Consider the following 18817-nt stretch of genomic DNA (forward strand, 5'->3'; position numbering starts at 1 on the left):
GCATCGGCGACCCAGACGTTCCAGACACGCTTGCCCGCAGGTGATTCCGCCCCCACCTTGAGGTCATGAGTGACCGTCCCTCGGGCGCGGCGCCGTCCCGTCTGGTGGCGGTTCTGGGGCCGACCAACACCGGCAAGACCCACCTGGCGGTCGAGCGCATGCTGGGTCACGCCTCGGGCATGATCGGCCTGCCCCTGCGGCTGCTGGCCCGGGAGATCTATGACCGCATCGTCAAGCTGCGCGGCGCCCGCTCCGTCGCCCTGATCACCGGCGAGGAAAAGATCGTCCCGCCCCGGGCGGTCTATTTCGTCTGCACCGTCGAGGCCATGCCCCTGTCGCGGGAGGTGGAGTTCCTGGCGGTGGACGAAATCCAGCTCTGCGCCGACCCCGAACGCGGCCATGTCTTCACCCATCGCCTGCTGCATGCGCGGGGCAAGTACGAGACCATGCTGCTGGGCGCCTCTACCATGGCGCCCCTGGTCCGCCGGATGCTGCCCGACGCCGAGATCGTCAGCCGTGAGCGGTTCTCCAACCTGACCTATGCGGGCTCCAAGAAGCTGACCCGTCTGCCCCGGCGCAGCGCCATCGTCGCCTTCTCGGCCGATCAGGTCTACGCCATCGCCGAGCTGATCCGCCGGCAGCGCGGCGGGGCGGCCGTGGTCATGGGCTCGCTCAGCCCCCGCACCCGCAACGCCCAGGTGGCCCTCTATCAGTCGGGCGAGGTGGACTTCCTGGTGGCCACCGACGCCATCGGCATGGGCCTGAACATGGATGTCGACCATGTGGCCTTCGCCGGCCTGCGGAAGTTCGACGGGCGACGAAACCGCTGGCTGACCCCGCAGGAGATCGGCCAGATCGCCGGCCGCGCCGGCCGCTTCCGCACCGACGGGACCTTCGGCGTCACCGGCGACTGCGACGAGATGGACGAAGACCTGGTCGAGGCCGTCGAGAACCATCAGTTCGAGGCCGTCACGGGCGCCGAGTGGCGCAACGCCAAGCTCGACTTCGACTCCCTGCCCGACCTGTTGCGCTCCCTGGCCCGCACCCCGGAGCGTTCGGGCCTGCGCCTGGCGCAGGAAGCCCTGGACGAGATCACCCTGCGCAAGCTGGCTGGCGATCCGGACGTGGTCGCCCGCGTCCGCGACCGCGCCGCCCTGTTCAAGCTGTGGGACGTCTGCCAGACGCCGGACTTCCGCAAGGTCTCGGCCGAGGAGCATGTGCGCCTGGTCCGCGACCTGTTCGACAATCTGACCACGGGGCGAAGGCGCATTCCCGACGACTGGATCGCCCGCCAGCACAAGCACCTGGACCGCCCCGAGGGCGAGATCGACGCGCTGGCCCAACGGCTGTCCTCGGTGCGCACCCTCTCCTATGTGGCCCACCGCCCGGACTGGCTGGTCGATCCCACCGGCTGGCAGGGCAGGCTGCGCCAACTGGAAGACCGGCTGTCGGACACCCTGCACGAACGGCTGATGGCGAGGTTCGTCGATCGCCGCACCAGCGCCCTCATGCGGGGCCTGAGGGTCCGTCACGAAATGCTGGCCGGGGTCGGCGGCGACGGCGCTGTCACGGTGGAGGGCCAGTATGTGGGCCGGCTGCTGGGCGTCAGCTTCGAGGCCGACCAGGGCGCATCGATCCTGGAGACCAAGGCCCTGCGCGCTGCGGCCATCGCCGCGGTGGGGCCGGAGATCGCCCGGCGATTGGGCAAGCTGGCCGCCGAGGCCGACGAGGCCTTCGCCCTCAATCCTGATGGCGTCGTCCTGTGGCGGGGCGAGGCGGTGGGGGCGCTCTCGGGCGGCCGCCCCTTCTCCCCCCGGGTCCGCCTGTTTGGCGAGCTGGGCGAGGCCGCCGCCCGCGAGCGAGCCCAGCGACGTCTGGAGGCCTTCCTCGCCGCCGAGGCTGGCCGCAGGCTCGCGCCCCTGCGCAAGCTCGACGCGGCTGTGACCCAGGGCGTCATCAAGGGCCTGCCCCGGGGCATCGCCTATCGCCTGCTCGAACAGGGGGGCGTGCTCGACCGCGCCCATGTCCGCGAGGAGATCGCCGCGCTGAGCCAGGCCGAGCGCCGGGCGCTGAAGGCCCTGGGGGTGCGGATCGGCGCGTTTAGCCTGTTCATGCCGGGCCTCCTGCGTCCCGACGCCCTGGCCTTCGCCCAGGCCTTCGCCGCCGAGGCCGGCTGGCGTCCTGCGGCCGAGGGCCTCTCGCCCCTGCCCGCCGACATGCCTGAGCCCTGGCGGCTGGCCGCCCACGGTCACCGGGCGGTGGCGGGTCTGTCAGCCCCCGTCGAAGCCTTGGAACTGCTGGAGGAACGGCTTCGCACAGCCCCCCGGCAGGCGGGCGCCGTCCTGCTGGACGCCCAGGCCTGGGCCGCGCTGGGCTGGACCGAGGCCGAAGGCGAGTCGATCCTGCGCGCCCTGGGCTACGCCCCGGCGACGCGCCCGGCGGCGGGGCAGCCCAAGGCCTGGCGCCGCCGCAATCCCCCCGCCCAGACCAAGGCCGCGACCCCAGCCGTCACCGCCTCGCCCTTCGCGGTCCTGGCCGCCCTGAAAACCCCGGCGTCCCGGCCAGCTGCCCGCCCAACTCCGAGACCGCCAGCGACGTCCAGCAAGGCCGCTCCCGCCCCTAAGCGACGCCCCCGACGCCGCAGACGGGCGCCTGGCGTCGGACCCACCCCTTGAGCGCCGAGACCGCCGAGACCTGCCGGATCGATGTCTGGCTGTGGCGCGCCCGGTTCTTCAAGACCCGCTCGCTGGCGGCGACCTTCGTCGAAGCCAAGCGGGTCCGGCTGACGCGGTCGGGGCAGGAGAACCGCCTGGACAAGCCTTCGCGCACCGTGCGGGCCGGCGATCAGCTGGTCTTCGCCATCGGGGGCCGGGTGACGGCGGTGAGAGTGGAGGCCATGGGCGAGCGCCGCGGACCGCCCGCCGAGGCCCGAACTCTCTATTCACCCTTGCAGATATACTGAGGCGCGCCGCAGCCGTAGACGCGCTATGGCCCCTGGTTGACAAGGCGCGTCAGCGCCGTGAAAAACCCGCGCCTTCCAAACCCCGCGCCCAGATCGGTCGCGACCGGAGCTTTTGTCTCGATGACCTACATCGTCATGGATGCCTGCATCAAATGTAAGTTCATGGACTGCGTGGAGGTGTGTCCGGTCGACTGTTTCTATGAGGGCGAGAACTTCCTGGCCATCAATCCCGACGAGTGCATCGACTGCGGCGTGTGCGAGCCCGAATGCCCGGTGGACGCCATCAAGCCCGACACCGAGGATGATCCGGACGGCAAGTGGCTGAAGATTAACTCGGAATATTCCCGCATCTGGCCCAATATCACCGTCAAGGGCGAGCCCCCGGCTGACGCCGAGAAGTACGAGCGCGAGACCGGCAAGCTGGAGAAGTACTTCAGCGAGAAGCCTGGCCGCGGCTCCTGAGCTCCCCAGGCCGACGGCCCCTGGAGGCCCCCAAGCCTTTCTTTCGGCTCATCTTTATGCTACGGTCATAATTGGCGTGGAGGCAGGCGGCTGTCGCTTGCCCCGTCGTTGAACAGAAGAGCCGTCGCCGGCCGATAACGCCCGCCAAGGGCGAGGGTGTCTAAAGAGGTTTACTCCGCTTCAGAGATAGTCGGACTTCGCGCCTGCCGCGACGAGGACCGGTTCGTCCCTGTGAGCGCAGTCTCCGTGACTCCGGATCGGCCGCTGGGCGCATTTTGAAGGGTCTCGCAATGAGCAAGAACGGTCTGGATTTCCAGGTTGGCGACCACGTCGTCTATCCGGCGCACGGCGTCGGGCAGGTGCAGGCCGTCGAGACCCAGGACGTCGCCGGTCTTTCGCTTGAAGTCTATGTCATCACCTTCGACCACGAGAAGATGACCCTGCGCGTGCCGACCGGCAAGGCGCGCAGCTCTGGGCTCCGGTCCCTGGCCGAGGGCGACGTGGTCAGCCAGGCGCTGAACACGCTCAAGGGCCGCGCCCGGGTCAAGCGCACTATGTGGAGCCGCCGCGCCCAGGAATACGAAGCCAAGATCAATTCCGGCGACCTGATCTCCATCGCCGAGGTTGTCCGCGACCTGCACCGGGCCGAAAACCAGCCGGAACAGTCCTATTCCGAGCGCCAGCTCTATGAATCGGCCCTGGACCGCATGGCCCGGGAAGTCGCCGCCATCGAACAGATCGACCGCGACACCGCCATCAGCATTCTCAACAAGTCCCTGCTGGTGAAGGCTGCGGCGGCCGCCGCCGCCTGATCGGGTCCAGGCCCACCGAACGATGAGGACGCCCGGCCCCGCGCCGGGCGTTTCTCGTTCCAGCCCCCGGCTGGACTTGAGCCGGCTTTGGGCCGGCATTGGGGCTTGGCGCCAGCCCCCGCCCCATGGCATCGCTCCTTGCGCCGGCCCGGTAGCTCAGCAGGACAGAGCAGCGGTTTCCTAAACCGAAGGTCAGGGGTTCGAGTCCCTTCCGGGCCGCCACGGGCTTCAACCCCCTCCGGTTCGCCCGAGGCGGCGCGTCCTGAAAGCCCCACTCTTCCGTCTGACGGCGGGCGTGACGGGTCTCAGCGCCTGGGGAAACAGCTCGGGCTTCCGTTGCGTTAAGCGCCGATTAAGCCTGTCACGTTCTGATGTTCGCTGAACCAGAGAATGGGAGACGCGCGTTGGGGGCGATGGCGATGGAACAGACCCCGAACCCTGGATATGGCGCGGTGCTGGAGACGCTCGCGGGCGAGATCGAGCTCGCGGGCGCCCGGTGTATTCTTCTCGACAGCCTGATCGGCGGCGTCATGCCTGATCTGCCCGAAGCCGCACGCGAGAAGCTGCAGGCCAGTCTTCAGGCGATCGATCTGCTCAGCCAGCATCTGGCGGGGCTGTCGGCCTTCGCCCGCCGTCTGGGGATGGAGACGGAGGATCTCTTTGAGGCGCCGGTGGCCTTGGCCCTGCAGGATGTGACCCTCGGGGCCCTGGCCGACCGCCTGCTCACGGCCCTTGGCGGCGAGAGCCAGGGGGTTGAAGAGCGCGACCAGGCCGGCGATCTCGATCTCTTCTAGGAGGCGCACGGACATGTCTCGGATGCCTCGCATCGTCGTCGCCGATAGTGATCGCGCCCTGCTGGAGATGCTCCAGATCCGGCTCGACCTCGCCGGCTATGAAACCCTTGTCGCCCGAAACGGCCGGATCGCATTGGACCTCGTGAAGGTCGCGCGGCCGTGTGTGCTGATTTCGGAAATCCAGCTTCCCGAACTCGATGGCTTCGGCCTGCTGGAAGAACTGCGGCTCGGCCATGATCTGGACAGCTGCCAGGTGATGATGATGGCCCGGCGCCTGGCGCCGGAGGATGTCCGCCGCGCCGCCGTCCTCGGCGTCAAGACCTGCGTGGCCAAACCCTTCAGCGGAGCCGACATGCTTGATCGCGTGGCGAAGCTGTCAAACAGAAGCGCCCCTGCGCCCCCCAAGGCTTGCGTCTGGGTGTAGCAATGCGGCGCTGAAGGCGCTCACGTCGCGATTGGCAAACGCCCCTTATCACGCTACTTTTAAGGTGTCGTGAAAAGGGAGCGCCAGGGAATGCGAGAGTTCGAGGATTCAGATCACTGGGACACCGCGGCGGCCCACTACGAAAAGACCGCTCATCCCTTCACGTCGCAGTATGCCGAGGTCGCCCTGGCCGGAGTAGCGCTGAACCCCGGGGCTCGGGTTCTGGATGTGGCGGCTGGAACCGGCGCCTTGGCCCGGGCGGCGGCGCGGACGGGGGCGCAGGTGCTGGCCACCGATTTCTCACCGGGCATGGTCGCGCGCATCGCGGCCCTGGGCCTGCCCAATATCGAAGCCCAGGTCATGGATGGCCAGGCGCTCGCCCTGCCGGATGGAGCCTTCGACGCGGTCTTCTCGATCTTTGGCGTGATCATGTTCCCGGACTGGCGAAAGGGCCTCTCGGAGATGGCGCGGGTCACCCGGTCTGGCGGGCACGGCGTCGTCGCCACCTGGCGTGACAGCGGCGCGGCGACCTTCCTGCTTCTGAGTCAGGTGCGCCGGACCCTGTTCCCCGACCGGAGCGGGACGGCGATGCCCGAGGCGGTCGCCGCCCTCAGCGATCCGCAGGACTTCGCCCGCGAGATGATCGCCGCCGGCTTCAAGGCGCCGAACATCCAGGCGGTGACCTTCGACTTCGAGCTGAATGTCGCCGCACTCGACGAGCCTGACACTCTCTTCGGCATGTCGCCCGACTGGACCAGCCTCGACGGGGCCGACAAGGCGGCCGTGGTGGCGGAGGTGCGCCGGAGGGCGGGCGACCGCGCGGTCCTCCCGGTGCCCTCCACGGCGCTGATCGGCTGGGCCAGGCGTTAAAGCCCGAGCGCCGGTGTCGGCTGCTGTCACCCCGCTGTCAGCAGCGGCGGGATATAGGACCGCAAACAGCTGGAGCCCACCATGTCCGACCTCGTCTTCTACACCAATCCCATGTCCCGTGGCCGCATCATCCGCTGGATGCTCGAAGAGGTCGGCGCGCCTTATGAAACAAAGGTCCTGAGCTGGGAGAGCGGCGAGACCAAGTCCGCCGACTACCTGGCCATCAATCCCATGGGCAAGGTGCCGGCCATCGTCCATGACGGGGTGGTGGTCACCGAATGCGCGGCCATCTGCGCCTATCTCGCCGACGCCTTCCCCCAGGCTGGCCTGGCGCCCCCGGCCGACAGCCGGCTGCGCGGCCCCTATTATCGCTGGCTGTTCTTCGGGGCCGGCCCGATCGAGCAGGCCGTCGCCGCCAAGGTGATCAACTTCGAACCCACGGCCGAGCTGCGCAGCACCCTGGGTTTCGGCAGCATGGAGGATGTGCTGGGCGCCATCGAGGGAGCGATCAAGGACCGCGCCTATCTGGTGGGTGACAGCTTTACGGCCGCCGACCTCTATCTCGCCGCCCACCTGTCCTGGGGGATGAATTTCGGCACGATAGAGAAGCGTCCGGTGTTTGAGGCCTATGTGGAGCGCCACCTCCAGCGCCCCGCCGCCCGGCGCGCCGACGAGATCGACAATGCGCTGATCGCGCAAGCCCAGCAGACCTCCTGAACCAGGAGCCGAGGCGCCCTTAAAACACGTCGCCAGCCGGCCAGATCGGGAACCTTTTCGCGATCAGATGAAACATCTTGGGGCCTTCAGACGCTCTAGCTCGGGTAGCTGGAGGGAGACCCGATGATGACCCATGATGCTGCGCGCCCGAGGGGCGACCGCCGGGGCTGGCGTGGGCTCTATCTGGCCCTGGCGTCCCTGACCGGCCTCCTTGGTCTGGTCATGGCCGGCCTTGGGGTTTGGCTGATCGCCCTGGGGGGCTCGGCCTACTATCTGGCGACCGGACTATTGCTGGTCCTCGGCGCCGGGCTCGCCTGGCGTGGCCGTGACAGGATCGCCCTTGGCCTGTTCGCCGCGGCCTTCCTGATCACCCTGGCCTGGTCGCTGATCGAGATCGGCGGCAAGGGCTGGCTGCCCGCCTGGGGGATTGATCTGGCCGGTCGGGCCGGCCTGCTGGCCGCCCTCCTGGCCGCGGTCGCCCTGGCCCATCTGATGTGGGCCAACCCCCCGCGCTCGACCCCGCGCCGGGCGGCCCTGTTGGGGACGGCCGGCGGGGCGCTGGCCCTGGTCATCCTGGTGGTTGTCAGCTGGGAGCGGACGGAACCACCCAGCGACCTGGCCATGCCGGCGGCGAGCCCGCTAGCGGCTGGCGGCGGACAGGAGGCCGGCGCCGATTGGCCCGCCTATGGGGGAACCCTTGGGGGCCGGCGCTATTCGACTCTGCGCCAGATCTCCACCGCCAATGTGGCCGACCTCACCGAAGCCTGGACCTTCCGCAGCGGCGATCTCAACCCGCAGGCGGGCCGGGTTTTCTATTCGTCCCAGAACACGCCGATCAAGGCCGAGGACTTCCTCTACACCTGCACCCCGACCAACAGGGTGTTCGCCCTGGATCCCGGCACCGGCGAGGTGCGCTGGAGCCATGATCCCAAGGTTCCGGCCGACACGATGGAATCCCTGTTCACCGCCGCCTGCCGGGCGGTGGGCTATTTCGATGACGGCGCCCCCGCCGGTCGCCCTGAGGCCATCGCCGCCATGCCGGCCGTGCCCGGCGTCATCGGCCCCGTCCCCCGGGGCGGCAGCCAGTGCCACCGCCGGGTCTTTGTCGCCACGGCCGACGGCCGGCTGATCGCCCTCGATGCAGTGGGCGGCTTCCCCTGCCAGGAGTTCGGCCAGGACGGCGTCGTCGACATGACCGAGGGCATGGGCCTGCGGGAAAAGGGCTTCGCCTCCAACACCTCGGGCGCCACCGTGGTCGGCGGCCTGCTGATCCTGGGCCAGCAGGTCAGCGACAATCAGCGCCGGGACGCCCCGTCCGGCGTCGTGCGCGCCTATGACGCCCGAACCGGCGAACTGCGCTGGGCCTGGGACGCCCTGCGGCCCGACGCCCAGGCCGCCCTGGCGCCAGGCGAGATCTATCCCCGCGGCACCCCCAATGTCTGGAACATCATCTCGGCTGACGAGTCCCTGGGCCTGGCCTTCCTGGCCACGGGCAATGCGGCGGCCGACCAGTGGGGCGGCAATCGCACGCCGGAGGAGGACCGCTTCACCGACGCCGTGGTGGCCGTCGACCTGGCGACCGGCGCCACCCGCTGGGTCTACACCACCGTCATCCACGACCTGTGGGACTATGACCTGGGCGCCCAGCCCATGCTGGTTGAGGTGATGATCGATGGCGCGCCCCGTCAGGCGGTGATGCAGGCCAGCAAGACCGGCAACATGTTCCTGCTGGACGCCGCCACCGGCCAGCCCCTTCGCCCCGTGGAGCAGCGCCCCACCCCCCAGGGCGCCGCGCCCGGCGACTGGGTTTCGCCCACCCAGCCCCAGTCGGTCTTCTATCCGAACATCGGCGGCGTGCCCGGTCGCGAGCCTGAACAGATTGACGCCCGCCACGCCTTCGGCCTGACCCCCATCGACGCCGCCCTCTGCCGCATCAGCTTCCACCGGCATCGCTATGAGGGGATGTTCACCCCGCCGACCACCGAAAAAGCCGGCATGCTGCTGTTCCCGGGCACGGTCGGGGGCCTGAACTGGGGCGGCCTCGGATTCGACCCCGAACGTAGGCTGATCATCGCCAACAATTCCCGCCTGCCCAACCTGGTCATCCTCCATCCCCGCGCAGAGGTGAAGGACCAGGCTGTCGGCTCCGGCGGCGCCCGGCCTGATCAGGCTGTCGCGCCCCATCAGGGCACGCCCTATGGGGTCACGCGCCCCATCTGGTGGTCGGCGCTCAAGGTCCCCTGCATTTCGCCGCCCTGGGGCTATATCTCCGCCACGAACATCGACACCGGCGATATCGTCTGGTCCAAGCCGCTCGGCACGGGCTTCGATGTCGGACCGCTGGGCGTTCCTACCTTCCTCAAGATCCCCACCGGCACACCCAATCTCGGCGGCCCCCTGGTCACCGCCGGCGGCCTGACCTTCATCGGCGCGGCCCAGGACGACTTCCTGCGGGCGTTTGAGACCGCGACCGGCAAACTGGTCTGGCAGGCCCGGCTGCCCGCTGGCCCGCAGGCTGGCCCCATGACCTATGAGCACCAGGGCCGGCAGTACATCGCCATCTCCGCCACGGGCCACGCCCGTTTCGAAACGACGGAGGGTGACTATCTAAGAGTCTACGCCCTGCCCGATTGAACCCCTCCTGATGCAAAGGTTTAGGCTCCGTCCCAGCATGGCGTTTCGTGCGGGCCGGGACGGGCCTATCATCGTTTAAGATGCTCGACGCCCTCCCCTACTGGCAGCAGCTGGCGGTCTACGCCATGGCCGCGGCCCTGCTCCTGACCCTGCTGCCGCGACTGCCCTATGTGGGCCAGGCCCTGCACAGCGTCCTGTCCTTCGGCGTGCTGGCGCTCTGCGTCTTCTTCCTGCTGCAGCAGGCGCCCTACCAGCCCTGGCTGGCGCCCATCCTCGACCGCGTCGGCGTCGACAGCCAGGAGGTGACCGGCGAGGAGGTGCGCCTGCGTATGTCGCCCGACGGCCACTTCTGGGCCCAGGTGACCCTCAATGGCGTCGAGACCCGGATGCTGGTGGACAGCGGCGCGACCCTGACCACCCTGTCTGTGGAGACCGCCGAGCGCGCAGGGCTAAGCCCCACCCCGGGCCTGGCCCCCATCTTCGCGCGGACCGCCAATGGCGTCATCCAGGCCCAGGCCGCCTCGGTGGAGGACTTTCGCCTGGGCGGCCTGACCGCCACCGACCTCAAGGTCGCCATTTCCCCGAACCTCGGCCCCGTGGACATCCTGGGCATGAACGTTCTGGTCCGCCTGGCCAGCTGGCGGGTCGAGGGCCAGACCATGATCCTGACCCCGCAGCCGGCCGCCTCGGTCGACGCTGGACAAAGCTGAGGGAAAGCTGAGGGAAATTGGAGCGGCCGGGGGGAATCGAACCCCCGACATTCAGCTTGGGAAGCTGACGTTCTACCTCTGAACTACGGCCGCGCAGGACTTCCTATCGGGGTCGCAGGGGGCCTATGTCAACCGCCTCAGCGGTGGCGTCATCGTCGAAGATCGCCTCGATGGGGAGGTTGAACACCCGGGCGATCCGGAAGGCCAGGGGCAGACTGGGATCATACTTTCCGGTCTCGATGGCGTTCACGCTCTGCCGGGAAACCCCCAGGCGTTGAGCGAGCTCCCCCTGGCTCCAGTCGCGCTCCGCCCGTAGGACCTTCAACTGGTTCCTCACCGGTACCTCCAGCGGGCCAGCAGATCAGCCAGCCCCATGGCGACACAGAAGATCGGGAACAGCCAGTGGAGGGGCAATTGGGGCGCTCCCGCCAGGGACTCCAGAAAACCCCACACCGTCGAGATGACCAGGATGGCGCCGAGGCCCCAAAGCAAGGCTTCGACCATCCGCACTTTCAGGAACTCGTCCGCCTCCTCCAGGAGATAGAGCGCCAGGGAGACGATGATCCCCACCAATGGCAGGGCCGGCAGTCCCGCCAGGAGATAGGCGCCAAGGGACGCGGTCGGGGCGTCGATGATCGGGCCTACAGAGAGGAGCAGGACCACATAGGCCGCCATCAAGGGCCAGAATCTGCGCATCAGACGGCGCATGGCCGGGGATTTGGGCTGGTTCATCTTTGGCGCCTCAACGCAGGCCGACCAGGGCTTGTGCGGCCGGCGCAATCGCCGCCGCCGCCGAGACCGCCATCCCGGGCGTGAGGCTGAAGGTCCGTAGAAGCGGCGGATGCGCCGCCACAGCCAAGCCGAACAAGACGAACAGGGTCAGCTGCGCCATGGCGAGAGTCATAATGAAGCGGCCGGCGACGGAGCGGGGGAACATGCAAGCCTCCTTGTCTTAATGACAAGGAAACATGACACATCCAGCCTGTCAAGCACGCTAGACATCCGAGAGATTGCGCTTGCTTCCCCGCCCGTCAGCCCAGCTAGCCTCAGGGCTCAAAGATCGACGGGGAGGACCAAGATCATGATCGGCTATGTCACACTGGGCGTCAGCGACCTGGAGCGCGCCAAGGGCTTCTACGGGACCGTGCTCGGCCCCCTGGGCGCGAAGCCCGCCTTCGGCAGCGACCGGATGCAGGGCTTCTCCAACGGGGCCGGCCCCATGCTCAGCGTCTGCCTGCCCTATGACGGCGAGACGCCCAGCCCCGGCAACGGAACCATGGTGGCCCTGGCCGCCCCGTCCCGGGAGATGGTGGACGAGATCCACGCCCTGGCCCTGAAGACCGGGGCCGCCGACGAGGGCGCGCCGGGCATCCGCATCCCGAACTTCTACGGCGCCTATTTCCGCGACCTGGACGGCAACAAGCTTTGCGTCTTCAAGATGGGCTAGAGCGCGTCCCGATCAGCCCCAGGGGCGGAAGTGTTTCGACAGCTTCAGCCCCTGGCGCTGGTAGTGGGAGCCGCCCTCGCCATAGAGGCGCGAGGGCTTTTCAGTGAGCGGTTCATAGACCAGGCGGGCGACCGTCTGACCGTCCTCCAGCAGGAAGGGGGTCTCGTGGCTGCGCACCTCCAGCACGCCCCGCGAGCCCTGGCCGCCGGCCTCCTCGGTGCCGAAGCCGGGGTCGAAAAACCCCGCATAATGCACCCGAAACTCCCCCACTGAGGGGTCAATTGGGGTCATTTCAGCCGCCTGAAGAACGGGAATTTCCACCGCCTCCTTCGAGGCCAGGATGTAGAACTCGCCCGGATCGAGCAGCAGCTCCCCATGGCGGGGGACCAGTGGCTCCCAGAAGTCCCGGGGGTCGTGGCCGTCTTCCTTGTCCATGTCGATCACGCCGGCGTGGCGCCGGGCGCGAAATCCCGCCACCCCTTCGGTCAGGTCGACGCCGACGCTGCGCAGATCAAGCTTGGGCGGCTCGCCGCGCTTGAGGCGCAGCTGGTTCAGCCGCGTGCCCGTGCGCACCAGGATCGAGAAGGTCTGCGGCGCGATCTCCATATAGATCGGCCCGCCATAGCCGTCGGCCACGTCGTCGAAGGCCGCGCCATGGTCAGTGAGCAGGCGGACAAAGACGTCCACCCGGCCCGTGGAGCTCTTGGGATTGGCCCGGGCCGCCACGCCCGGCGGCAGGGCCAACGCCTCCTGCAGCTCGGCGATATAGACGCAGCCCTTTTCCAGCACCGCGCCCTTGGACAGGTCCAGCTCGTGCATGGCCACGTCCTCGAGCCGCTGGACCACCTTGCGGCCTAGGCCGGGCAGGAAGGAGGCCCGCACCCGCCAGGCGCGAACCCCCAGGCGCAGGTCAAGGCTGGCGGGCTGGACCTGGTCGGCGTCAAAGGGGCTGGCGCTGGTGATCGCGCCCTGGGCGATCAGGGCGTCAATGGCCTGGCAGGGCAGGATTCCGGGCGAGAGCTTGGCGTCTGTCATCGCTGTGACACTCGCCGCTGGCCCCGAGTCTGACAAGACGCCGTCTGAGATCCGCCGCGGCTCCGCGGGCCTTGACCGCCAAGCTCTGAGGCGGTTGATGCGCACTCCGAGCTTGCCTGCCGGGAGGAGCCCCCATGGCCGAAGATCCGCGCGACTGGAACCTGGAGACCAAGCTGGTCCGGGGCGGCATGGCCCGCACCGCCTATGGCGAGATTTCCGAGGCGCTCTTCCTCACCCAGAGCTTCGCCTATGACACCGCCGCGGCCGCCGACGCCCGGTTCGCCGGGGATGCGCCGGGTTTCATCTATCAGCGCTTCGGCAACCCCACGACGCAGATGTTCGAGGATCGCCTGGCCCTGCTGGAGGGCGCCGACCTCTGCCGCGCCACCGCGTCGGGCATGTCGGCGGTGCATGTGGCCCTGACCGGCCTCGTGCGGGCCGGCGACCACATCGTGGCCGGCCGCGCCCTGTTCGGCTCCTGCCGCTGGATCCTGTCGGAGTGGATGCCGCGCTTTGGCGTGGAGGTGACCTATGTGGACGCCGTTGATCCCGAGGCCTGGAAGGCCGCCGTGCGCGACAACACCAGGTGCTTCCTGGTGGAGAGCCCGGCCAATCCCCTGCTGGAGGTGACCCCGATTGGCGCGGTCGCCGACATCGCCAAGGCCTGCGGCGCCAGGCTGGTGGTGGACAATGTCTTCGCCACCCCGATCTTCCAGAAGCCCCTGGCGCTGGGCGCCGACATCGTCGTCTATTCGGCCACCAAGCATATCGACGGCCAGGGCCGCGTCCTGGGCGGGGCGATCCTGGGCGGCGAAGAGGTGATGCTGGAGTCCTACAAGGACATCCTGCGCCATACGGGGCCTGCGCTTTCCCCCTTCAACGCCTGGGTGCTGCTCAAAGGGCTGGAGACCCTGGACCTGCGGGTGCGCCGCCAGAGCGACAACGCCGCCCATGTGGCGAACGCCGTCGCCGCCCACGGCAAGGTGCGCCAAACCGTCTATTGCGGCCGGCCGGACCACCCGCAGGCGGCCATCATCGCCAACCAGATGACCGGCGGCGGCAATGTGCTGGCCTTCGATCTCGGCAGCCGCGAGGCCGCCTGGCGGTTCCTCGACGCCCTGCAGATCGTCGACATCTCCAACAATCTGGGCGACGCCAAGTCCATGGCCACCCATCCCTGCACCACCACCCACCGGTCGATGCCGGCCGAGGAGCGGGAGTCCATCGGCCTCACCGAGGGCTGGGTGCGGATGAGCGTCGGCCTGGAGAACGACCGCGACCTGCAGCGGGACGTGGAGCGGGCCCTGGACCAAGCCTAGCTGCGGGTCAGGCTCTCCGGCGCCAGGCGATAGGTGGTGGCGCAGTACTCGCAGGTGACGTGGATCCTGCCGTCCGGCTCGATCATGTCCGCGCGCTCGTCAGCCTCGAACGAGGCCAGCACCCCCCGGATGCGGTCTTCCGAACACCGGCAGACGGCGGCCAACGCCTGGTCTTCGAACACCCGCACCCCGTCCTCATGGAAGAGGCGGAACAGCAGAGTCTGGCCCGAAATGGTCGGGTCGAGGAGTTCATCCTCGCCGATGGTCTCGAAGAAGGCCTGGCTGCGGGTCCAGGCCTCCTCGGTGGAGCCGCGGGCCTGATCCTCGGCGACGTTCTGGATCAGCATGCCGCCGGCCCGCCAACGCAGGCCCTCGCCCACATCGGCCTGACCCACGGCCAGCCGCACCCGGGTCGGGGTCTGTTCGGACTGGGCGAAATACTGTTCGGCGCAGAGCGCCAGGGTCTCGCCCTCGATGGCGGTGACCCCCTGATAGCGGTCCATGTCCGGACCCTGATCGACGGTCATGATGAACACGCCGCCGCCCAGCAGCGTCTTGGCGCCGGGGCGCACGAAGCCCTGTGACGCCTCGGCCACAGCGTCGGGATCGAACCGGCAATAGCCGCGCAGGTGGCCGGCGGTGTCGTAGTCGGCCACCACATAGCGCACGGGGCCTTCGCCCTGCGCCTGGACGATCAGCCGGCCTTCGAACTTGAGCGCCGAGCCCACCAGGGCCGCAAGCGCGCAGGTCTCGCCGAGCAGGTTGGCGACGGCTTCCGGATAGGCGTGGGCGGCCAGGATTTCGTCGATGGCCGGACCCATGCGCACGAGGCGGCCGCGGACCGCGGCGTCCTCGATCTGGAACGGGCCGACGACGTCGTCGGGGATGGGGAGCGTGTTCTGGGACATGGCGAGGCCATATAGGCGCCCAGCGCCCCGATTGCGAGCCCGGCTGTGGCCTACTCAGATCGTCCCGAAGCACCAGGCCAGGATCGACTTCTGGGCGTGGATGCGGTTTTCCGCCTCATCCCAGATCTTCGAGCGGGGGCCATCCATCACCGCATCGGTGACTTCCTCCCCCCGGTGGGCGGGCAGGCAATGCAGGAAGATGCTGTCCTGGGCGGCCAGGTCCATCAGCTCGGCGTCCACCTGGTAGGGCTCGAAGGCCGCCAGGCGGGCGTCATGGTCGGTGTCGCCCATAGAGACCCAGGTGTCGGTGATGACGCAGTCGGCGCCGCGCACCGCGGCCCGGGGGTCTTCGGTCATGGTGACCTGACCCTGCATCTCCGAGGCCCGGGCCAGGTCGGTCAGGTCCGGGTGATAGACGGTGGGACAGGCGATGTTCAGCTTGAAGCCGAACTTGACCGCCGCATGGATGAAGCTGGCGCAGACATTGTTGCCGTCGCCCACCCAGGCCAGCGTGCGGCCCTTCACGGGTCCGAGGTGCTCCTCGAAGGTCAGCAGGTCGGCGAGGATCTGGCAGGGATGGCTCTTGTCGGTCAGGCCGTTGATCACCGGCACGGTCGAGGCCAGCGCCAGGCGCTCCAGATCCTCATGGGTGTTGGCCCGGATCATGATGGCGTCGACCATCCGAGACAGCACCTTGGCGGTGTCCTCGATGGGCTCCCCGCGGCCCAGCTGCATGTCGGCCGAGGTGGAGATGATCACGTCCCCGCCCAGCTGACGCATGGCCGCGTCGAAGGAGAAGCGGGTGCGGGTGGAGTGCTTCTCGAAGATCATGGCCAGGACCCGGTCGCGGGCCGGCGCGTCGGCGTCCACCCGGCCCTGGGGCCAGCCGGCCCGGGCGACCTTGCGGGCCTTGGCGTCATCGAGGATGGCGCGCAGGTCGGCGGACTCCATCCGCCAGAGGTCGAGAAAATGTCTCGGAGAGGAGGTCATCGAAGGGAAATCCCATCGACCCCGCGCCGGCGCCGGAAAAGCGAACTGGCGCGTGCTGGCGCAGGGTCTTTGATTGATGAGTCCCGGCGCGGGGCCGGGGGTGAAAACCTTAGGCCGCCGCCTGGGCCTTGGCGCGGGCCCGCTCGCAGGCGGCCTCGAAACGCTCGATCGCCTCGCGGGCCTCGTCCAGGGTGAGGTTCAGCGGCGGCAGCAGGCGCACGCAGTTGTCCCCGCCGCCGGCGATCAGCAGGCGCTCGTCCCGGGCATGCTGCATGAACTCGCGGTTGGGGGTCAAAAGCTTGACGCCGATCAGCAGGCCCTTGCCGCGGACATCGGCCACCACGTCGGGATAGCGGTCCTTCAGGCCAGCGATCTGCTGGTTGAAGTAGCCGGCCACCTCGCGGACATGGGCCAGCAGTTCAGGCTTGGCCAGCTCGTCCAGGGCCGCCTGCCCAACCGCCATGGCCAGCGGATTGCCGCCATAGGTCGAGCCGTGGGAGCCGACGCTCATGGCCGATCCGGCCTCGATGGTGGCCAGGCACGCCCCGACGGGGAAGCCGCCGCCGAGCGCCTTGGCCACGCACATGATGTCGGGATTACCGTCGCCCTCGGCCCAGTCATGGGCGAACAGGCGCCCGGTGCGGCCGAGGCCGCACTGGATCTCGTCATAGATCAGCAGGATGCCCTGCTCGTCACACAGCTGGCGCAGGCCCTTCATGCAGGCCACGGGCAGCGAGCGGGCGCCGCCCTCCCCCTGGACCGGCTCGATGATGATCGCCGCGGTGGTCGGGCCGATGGCCGCGCGCAGGGCGTCGTGGTCGCCGTAGGGCAGGTGGACGAAGCCCGGCAGCGGCGGGCCGAAGCCCTCCAGATAGGAGGCGTTGCCCGAGGCGTTGACCGCGGCCACCGTGCGGCCGTGGAACGAGCCCTCGAAGCCGATGATGTCCACCCGCTCAGGATTGCCCCGGGCCCAGTGATACTTCCGCGCCGTCTTGATGGCGCACTCCACGGCCTCGGCCCCGGAATTGGTGAAGAACACCACGTCGGCGAAGGTCTCGGCGCAGAGCCGCTTGGCGAGCGCCTCCTGGCCGGGGATCTTGAAGATGTTGGAGACGTGCCAGAGCTTTTCGGCCTGGTCCTTCAGGGCCTGCACCAGGCGCGGATGGGCGTGGCCCAGCGCATTCACCGCGATGCCCGCCATGCAGTCCAGATAGGCATCGCCGTCCGCCGTGAACAGTCGCGCGCCCTCGCCTCGTTCGAACGCCAGCGGAGCGCGGTTGTACACGCCCATGATGTGGTCGCTGGGAACGGTCGCGGCGGACGTCGCGGTCTTTTCAGTCACGGGAGGAAGCCTCCAAAGGAAACGTCCCCGCACGCCGGGCGGCGGGGACTGGAAGGCTCGATGTTTTCCGGCGCGAACGGCGCTCTGTCAATGATTTCGCAGGGGCGGGACAAGACGGGTCCTGGCCTGTGTCCCGGCCGCCAGCCTCTGGATTCCAAAGTTGGAGAGGGATTCAACCGTCAAACCGGAGTCCGCTTTCAAGGAACGCAGTCTAGGTCTTGAGCTTGTAGCCGCTCTCGAACATCCACAGGCACACGCAGCCAAAGGTCACCACAATGCCGGCGGTGAGGCCCATGCCGGTGAGCAGCGAGCCCTCCGCCTGGCCGATGAAGCCATAGCGGAAGCCGTCGATCAGATAGAAGAAGGGGTTGAAGTGGCTCGCCGTCCGGAAAGGTTCGGGCAGCCGCTCCACCAGATAGAAGGTCCCCGACAGGAAGGTCATCGGCATGATGACGAAGTTGGTGACCGCGGCCATGTGGTCGAACTTCTCGGCCCACAGGCCGGCCATGATCCCCAGCATGCCCAGGATCATCGAGGCGGCGGCGGCGAAATAGAGCACCGCCCACAGGTGGGTCAGGGGCAGATCGGCGAAGGGCAGCACCGCCAGCCAGGTCACAAATCCGACCACCAGACCCCGGGTGGCGGCCCCGAGGGTGAAGCCCGCCACATGCTCGAGCGGGGTCAGCGGCGGCGTCATGAAGTCGCCGACCAGGCCATTGACCTTGGCCTGCAGCAGGCTGGAGGAGGCGTTGGCGAAGGCGTTGTTCAGGATGGTCATCATGATCAGACCCGGCGCGATGAAGGTGGCGAAGGCCACCCCGCCCACCGCCGGCCGCGACCCGCCCACGGCGACCACAAAGACCATCATATAGAGCAGCGAGGTCACCACCGGCGCCGCCAGGGTCTGGGTCCCCACCTTCCAGAACCGCTTCACCTCACGCAGATAGAGGGTGCGGAAGCCCGGCCAGTTGAAGCCATGATAGGCCCGGGGCGCCGGGGGTATGGCGGTGGCGATCTCGGCGGCGCGGACGGGCGACATATCGTTCATGGCCCACATGTGCGCCGAGACGCGGCGGCCCGCAAGTGTGCGACCTTCCGACGCTATATGTAGTTCCTGTGGATGGAACCTGGGGCGCCTATTGTGGGTCTTAAGGAAGTCTTTACGATATCTGGTAGTCCGTGAGGTGGGGCGAGGCCCTGTCGCACAAGATATAGTTTCGGCCGGTCGCGCGGGGTGGCCGTCGAAACGCAAGGCCGGTTTGGGAGGCCCTGATGGGTTGGACTGACGAGCGAGTCGAGACACTCAAGAAGCTCTGGCAGGACGGCCTCTCGGCCAGCCAGATCGCGAAACAATTGGGCGGGGTCACCCGCAATGCGGTGATCGGCAAGGT

General features: G+C 68.4%; 21 protein-coding genes and 2 tRNA genes. 14 read left to right on the plus strand and 9 right to left on the minus strand.

What is annotated here, in order from left to right; all coding sequences use genetic code 11:
- Window positions 1–65: 65 nt before the first annotated feature.
- The 11 genes from Q7V15_RS11870 to Q7V15_RS11920 all read left to right on the plus strand — a co-directional run bounded on the left by Q7V15_RS11870 (window position 66) and on the right by Q7V15_RS11920 (window position 10385).
- Window positions 66–2675 carry a helicase-related protein gene (locus tag Q7V15_RS11870; RefSeq protein WP_304755805.1) on the plus strand — a complete coding sequence of 870 codons (2610 nt, stop codon included), beginning with the start codon at window positions 66–68 and terminating at the stop codon, window positions 2673–2675.
- A complete protein-coding gene (locus tag Q7V15_RS11875; RefSeq protein WP_304755806.1) occupies window positions 2672–2962 on the plus strand; it encodes an RNA-binding S4 domain-containing protein in 291 nt (96 codons plus the stop codon). The genes Q7V15_RS11870 and Q7V15_RS11875 overlap by 4 nt, the downstream gene beginning before the upstream one ends.
- Window positions 2963–3082: 120 nt before the next feature.
- Window positions 3083–3424: a ferredoxin FdxA gene (gene fdxA / locus Q7V15_RS11880; RefSeq protein WP_304755808.1), complete on the plus strand. Its 342-nt coding sequence runs from the start codon at window positions 3083–3085 to the stop codon at window positions 3422–3424.
- A gap of 290 nt (window positions 3425–3714) precedes the next feature.
- Window positions 3715–4236: a CarD family transcriptional regulator gene (locus tag Q7V15_RS11885; RefSeq protein ID WP_304755809.1), complete on the plus strand. Its 522-nt coding sequence runs from the start codon at window positions 3715–3717 to the stop codon at window positions 4234–4236.
- Window positions 4237–4381: 145 nt separating this feature from the next.
- Window positions 4382–4458 (plus strand) — tRNA-Arg (locus Q7V15_RS11890).
- 197 nt (window positions 4459–4655) lie between these two features.
- Complete coding sequence (locus Q7V15_RS11895) at window positions 4656–5030, plus strand: hypothetical protein (RefSeq protein ID WP_304755811.1); 375 nt, start codon at window positions 4656–4658, stop codon at window positions 5028–5030.
- A 13-nt stretch (window positions 5031–5043) separates the two neighbouring features.
- A complete protein-coding gene (locus Q7V15_RS11900; protein WP_304755812.1) occupies window positions 5044–5454 on the plus strand; it encodes a response regulator in 411 nt (136 codons plus the stop codon).
- 90 nt (window positions 5455–5544) lie between these two features.
- Window positions 5545–6324 (plus strand): class I SAM-dependent methyltransferase, encoded by a 780-nt coding sequence (locus Q7V15_RS11905; protein WP_304755813.1) that lies wholly within the window; start codon window positions 5545–5547, stop codon window positions 6322–6324.
- An 81-nt stretch (window positions 6325–6405) separates the two neighbouring features.
- The gene (locus Q7V15_RS11910; protein ID WP_304755815.1) at window positions 6406–7041 is read left to right on the plus strand and encodes a glutathione S-transferase family protein; all 636 of its coding nucleotides are present in this window, start codon (window positions 6406–6408) and stop codon (window positions 7039–7041) included.
- 123 nt (window positions 7042–7164) lie between these two features.
- The gene (locus Q7V15_RS11915; RefSeq protein ID WP_304755816.1) at window positions 7165–9675 is read left to right on the plus strand and encodes a pyrroloquinoline quinone-dependent dehydrogenase; all 2511 of its coding nucleotides are present in this window, start codon (window positions 7165–7167) and stop codon (window positions 9673–9675) included.
- A gap of 80 nt (window positions 9676–9755) precedes the next feature.
- Window positions 9756–10385, plus strand: a complete 630-nt coding sequence (locus tag Q7V15_RS11920; RefSeq protein WP_304755818.1) for a TIGR02281 family clan AA aspartic protease — start codon at window positions 9756–9758, stop codon at window positions 10383–10385.
- An 18-nt stretch (window positions 10386–10403) separates the two neighbouring features.
- On the opposite strand, the gene Q7V15_RS11925 is transcribed toward Q7V15_RS11920, so the two are convergent.
- From Q7V15_RS11925 to Q7V15_RS11940, 4 genes are all read right to left on the minus strand, one after another.
- Window positions 10404–10478, minus strand: a tRNA-Gly gene (locus tag Q7V15_RS11925).
- Between the two features lie 10 nt (window positions 10479–10488).
- The gene (locus tag Q7V15_RS11930; RefSeq protein ID WP_304755820.1) at window positions 10489–10722 is read right to left on the minus strand and encodes a helix-turn-helix transcriptional regulator; all 234 of its coding nucleotides are present in this window, start codon (window positions 10720–10722) and stop codon (window positions 10489–10491) included.
- Window positions 10719–11117, minus strand: a complete 399-nt coding sequence (locus Q7V15_RS11935; protein ID WP_304755821.1) for a hypothetical protein — start codon at window positions 11115–11117, stop codon at window positions 10719–10721. Before Q7V15_RS11935 ends, Q7V15_RS11930 begins: the two co-directional genes overlap by 4 nt.
- Window positions 11118–11127: 10 nt before the next feature.
- Entirely contained in the window at window positions 11128–11322 is a 195-nt protein-coding gene (locus Q7V15_RS11940) for a hypothetical protein (protein WP_304755823.1), read from the minus strand.
- A 144-nt stretch (window positions 11323–11466) separates the two neighbouring features.
- Here Q7V15_RS11940 and Q7V15_RS11945 point away from each other — a divergent pair, with 144 nt between their 5' ends.
- Window positions 11467–11832 (plus strand): VOC family protein, encoded by a 366-nt coding sequence (locus tag Q7V15_RS11945; protein ID WP_304755824.1) that lies wholly within the window; start codon window positions 11467–11469, stop codon window positions 11830–11832.
- Window positions 11833–11844: 12 nt separating this feature from the next.
- Here the strand turns inward: Q7V15_RS11945 and Q7V15_RS11950 are convergent, their stop codons facing one another.
- Window positions 11845–12867, minus strand: a complete 1023-nt coding sequence (locus Q7V15_RS11950; protein WP_304755825.1) for a 2'-deoxycytidine 5'-triphosphate deaminase — start codon at window positions 12865–12867, stop codon at window positions 11845–11847.
- Between the two features lie 134 nt (window positions 12868–13001).
- Here Q7V15_RS11950 and metZ point away from each other — a divergent pair, with 134 nt between their 5' ends.
- Window positions 13002–14186, plus strand: coding sequence for an O-succinylhomoserine sulfhydrylase (gene metZ, locus Q7V15_RS11955; protein ID WP_304755827.1), 1185 nt, complete (start codon window positions 13002–13004; stop codon window positions 14184–14186).
- Here metZ and Q7V15_RS11960 read toward each other — a convergent pair.
- The 4 genes from Q7V15_RS11960 to Q7V15_RS11975 form a co-directional block, all read right to left on the minus strand.
- Window positions 14183–15094: an Hsp33 family molecular chaperone gene (locus tag Q7V15_RS11960; RefSeq protein WP_304755829.1), complete on the minus strand. Its 912-nt coding sequence runs from the start codon at window positions 15092–15094 to the stop codon at window positions 14183–14185. The two genes, metZ and Q7V15_RS11960, sit on opposite strands and share 4 nt — an antisense overlap.
- Window positions 15095–15148: 54 nt before the next feature.
- The gene (gene argF, locus Q7V15_RS11965) at window positions 15149–16084 is read right to left on the minus strand and encodes an ornithine carbamoyltransferase (RefSeq protein WP_304755830.1); all 936 of its coding nucleotides are present in this window, start codon (window positions 16082–16084) and stop codon (window positions 15149–15151) included.
- A gap of 109 nt (window positions 16085–16193) precedes the next feature.
- Window positions 16194–17375, minus strand: a complete 1182-nt coding sequence (locus Q7V15_RS11970) for an aspartate aminotransferase family protein (RefSeq protein WP_304755834.1) — start codon at window positions 17373–17375, stop codon at window positions 16194–16196.
- A gap of 262 nt (window positions 17376–17637) precedes the next feature.
- Window positions 17638–18474, minus strand: coding sequence for an ABC transporter permease (locus Q7V15_RS11975; RefSeq protein ID WP_304755831.1), 837 nt, complete (start codon window positions 18472–18474; stop codon window positions 17638–17640).
- A 224-nt stretch (window positions 18475–18698) separates the two neighbouring features.
- Between Q7V15_RS11975 and Q7V15_RS11980 the strand changes: the two genes are divergently transcribed.
- A partial coding sequence (locus tag Q7V15_RS11980; protein WP_304755836.1) for a GcrA family cell cycle regulator occupies window positions 18699–18817 on the plus strand: 119 nt, incomplete at its 3' end.

The sequence above is a fragment of the Phenylobacterium sp. genome (genome assembly GCF_030651755.1).
GTDB lineage: Bacteria > Pseudomonadota > Alphaproteobacteria > Caulobacterales > Caulobacteraceae > Phenylobacterium.